This is a genomic window from Nostocoides japonicum T1-X7, from assembly GCF_001046855.1.
Lineage (GTDB): Bacteria > Actinomycetota > Actinomycetes > Actinomycetales > Dermatophilaceae > Nostocoides > Nostocoides japonicum.
The window spans coordinates 4627960-4630488 of sequence record NZ_HF570958.1 but is presented as its reverse complement, the minus strand read 5'-3'; the positions used below and the strand labels follow the sequence as shown (position 1 = coordinate 4630488).

Here is a 2529-nt window from a genome sequence, read left to right as displayed (position 1 = left end):
AGGAGGCGCCCGGCCCGGGGCGGGCCGGCGTGGCCGCGGAGGAGGGCGCTGCCGAGGTCACGCCTCCCGGCGATGGCGACGGCCAGTCCGGCGAGCGCACAGGCCACGACGAGGGGTATGCCGAGGACCCACCAGCGTCGCGCCCCGAACGGCGCGGTGCGCTCGGCCCAGGTCAAGGGGGACAGCCACGCGACCCACGTCCGGGACACGTCGCCCGCCCCGCGCAGGACGTAGGCGAGGAGGAGGACCGCCAGGCCGCCGGCATACACGGTCCGCGTATGGAGCGCGACCTGGGTGAGGAGCGCCGCGAGGCCCCCGAAGACCGTTGCCAGCAGCCCGAGGGAGAGGGCGTAGAGCACGGCCGGGCCGGCGGCGATGCCCGCGACGAGGAGGGTGACGACGAACCCCACGACCGTCACGACGACCGACGCCGACCCGACCGCGAGAGCCGCGACGAGAGGGGCGCGCCGGTCGACGCGTCGCGCGAGGAGCAGCTCGAGCCGGCCGGTCTCCTCCTCGCGGTGGGTGGCGGCGACGAGGGAGATGCCGAAGAGGGGCAGGAGGAAGGCCGCGAGGAACGCGAACTCGTCCTCGACGATCCCGCCGAGGCTCGCGAGCCCCTCGACGCGTCCGTTGATCGCGACGAGCCCGGCGCCCGAGACCGACGCGGCATAGCCCGCGATGGCCGCCGACGTGTCGTAGAGCGAGGCGACGGCGAGCGCGGTGAGGAGGAGAGCTAGGACCATCCCGACGACCCACGCGGAGAGCGCGTGGCGTCGGCTGCGCCACTGGAGGCCGACGACGGTGCCGAGGCCGGTCATGCGACCTCCTCGTACCGCTCGAGGAAGAGGGCGTCGAGGCTCGGCGGACGGACGGTCAGCGCACGGATCCCCGCGTCGTGGAGCCGGCCGACGACGTCGTCGAGACGGTCGGCGTCGACGGTGAGCCGGCTGTCGATCCCGCCGTCGACCGCCTCGGACACCGCGTCGGCCACGCCGGGTGCGCCGGAGAGGCCCAGGGGTACCTCCCGGGTCACGGCATGGACGGAGGTCCGGGTATGCCGGCGCAGGTCCGCGAGCGTCCCTGTCGTCACCGTCCGGCCCCGGCGGATGATCGTCACGCGGTCCGCGAGCGCCTCGACCTCGGCGAGGATGTGGCTGGACAGCAGGACCGTGCAGCCGTCGGCCCGGCGGGCGCGCAGCACGTCCTGGAAGACCTGCTCCATGAGCGGGTCGAGTCCGGACGTCGGCTCGTCGAGGACGAGGACGTCGGCGCGCGAGGCCAGGGCGGCGACGAGGGCGACCTTCTGGCGGTTGCCCTTGGAGTAGTCCCGGGCCCGTCTCGTCGGGTCGAGGTCGAAGCGCTCGACGAGCTCGGCGCGCCGGCTCTCGTCGAGGCCACCCTGGGCCGACCCGAGCACGTCGATGCACTGACCGCCCGTGAGCCCTGGCCACAGGGATACGTCTCCCGGCACGTGACCCAGTCGCTCGTGCACCTGGGAGGCATCCGTCCACGGGTCGGCGCCGACGACTCGCACCATCCCTCCCGTGGCCCGGACGAGGCCGAGGAGGATTCGGATCGTCGTCGTCTTTCCGGCACCGTTCGGCCCGAGGAACCCGTGGATCTCGCCACGGGTGACCCGCAGGTCGAGGCCGTCGAGGGCGCGGACCGGTCCGTAGCTCTTCGTCAGTCCGTCGACGAGGACGAGGTCATCGGTCATCGCGTCGTGTTCCCTTCGCCATGGGGGCCGCCGGGTGCCTCGGGGCCGCCGGGTGCCTCGGGCGCTGGGCTCGTGTCGGACGGCGGAATCCGGAATGCGCGCCCTCCGTAGACGGCCATCGCCTCGGCGACCCAGCGGCGCATCCCCTCCTCCGAGAGCGGGTCGGTGCCGATGGCCCGTTCGATGTGGTCGCGGAGGAGGACGAGGGCGAGGTCGTTGCACATGAGGAACGCCGCGCGGACGTCCGGGTCCTCGGCCGGGATCGTCACCCCGGCGGCGTCCCAGGCCCGCAGGAGGTCGCGTCCCATCGCATACCAGCGCTGGAAGAGGCGCTGACCGGCGGGGTCGCCGGAGAGGAGGAGACGGCGCAGGTATGCCGGGAGGGGGGAGTCCGGAGGGAACCCCTCGGCGAACGCGCCGGCGAGCGACGCCGTCGAGCCACCGGCCGCCGCCTCGCCGAGAGTGGCTTCGTCGAGGCTCTCCGTCACCGTGTCGAAGGCGCCGATGACGTGGTCGTCGACGGCGGTGCGCAGGCCCGCTTTGCTCCCGAAGTGGTGGAGGACGAGGGCCGGCGAGACGCCCGCGGCGGCCGCGATCTGGCGGATCGTCACCGCGTCCGGCCCGTGCTCGGCGAACAGGCGCAGCGCGCAGTCCCGGATGGTCGCGCGTGCCGTGACGTCGGTATCGCCTGAACGCATGTTTAGTATCCTAAACGTTCGTTCAGTGTGATTCAAGACCGAGGTCGGTCTCCGGGGACATCAACTCGGCACGTGCGGGCTTGTCGTGGTTGTGACGGCTCGGACGGGACA

General features: G+C 73.2%; 2 protein-coding genes and 1 pseudogene. All 3 read right to left on the bottom strand.

Annotated elements, in window-relative coordinates; translation table 11 throughout:
* Window positions 1–821: pseudogene (locus BN12_RS21035) on the bottom strand (hypothetical protein); the annotation flags it as partial.
* On the bottom strand, window positions 818–1720 hold the full coding sequence (locus tag BN12_RS21030) for an ABC transporter ATP-binding protein (RefSeq protein WP_048555519.1): 903 nt from the start codon (window positions 1718–1720) through the stop codon (window positions 818–820). The gene BN12_RS21030 and the pseudogene BN12_RS21035, both read right to left, overlap by 4 nt.
* Window positions 1717–2418: a TetR/AcrR family transcriptional regulator gene (locus BN12_RS21025; RefSeq protein WP_083454827.1), complete on the bottom strand. Its 702-nt coding sequence runs from the start codon at window positions 2416–2418 to the stop codon at window positions 1717–1719. The genes BN12_RS21030 and BN12_RS21025 overlap by 4 nt, the downstream gene beginning before the upstream one ends.
* Between the last annotated feature and the right edge of the window lie 111 nt (window positions 2419–2529).